The organism is Curtobacterium sp. MCBA15_013 (genome assembly GCF_001865095.1).
Lineage (GTDB): Bacteria > Actinomycetota > Actinomycetes > Actinomycetales > Microbacteriaceae > Curtobacterium.
Genome location: NZ_MJGQ01000055.1, coordinates 931 through 1248, shown reverse-complemented (window position 1 = coordinate 1248; position 318 = coordinate 931). Strand labels below are relative to the sequence as shown.

Here is a 318-nt window from a genome sequence, read left to right as displayed (position 1 = left end):
GGTCTTGCCGACGCCGGGCTCACCGATCAGGACGGGGTTGTTCTTGGAGCGGCGGGAGAGGATCTGCATGACCCGCTCCATCTCCTTCTCGCGGCCGATGACCGGGTCGAGCTTGCCGTCACGCGCCGCCTGGGTGAGGTTCCGACCGAACTGGTCGAGGACCTGCGAACCCTGCTGGGCGTTCTGCTGCTGCTCGCCGCCGACGGCGACCGCTTCCTTGCCCTGGTAGCCGGACAGGAGCTGGATGACCTGCTGACGGACTCGGTTGAGGTCCGCGCCGAGCTTGACGAGCACCTGGGCGGCGACGCCCTCGCCCTC

The 318-nt window shown here is 68.9% G+C and carries 1 pseudogene; it reads right to left on the bottom strand.

From position 1 onward, the window contains the following. Positions 1–318 (bottom strand): annotated as a pseudogene (locus BIV01_RS16880) (NDP-hexose 4-ketoreductase); the annotation flags it as partial.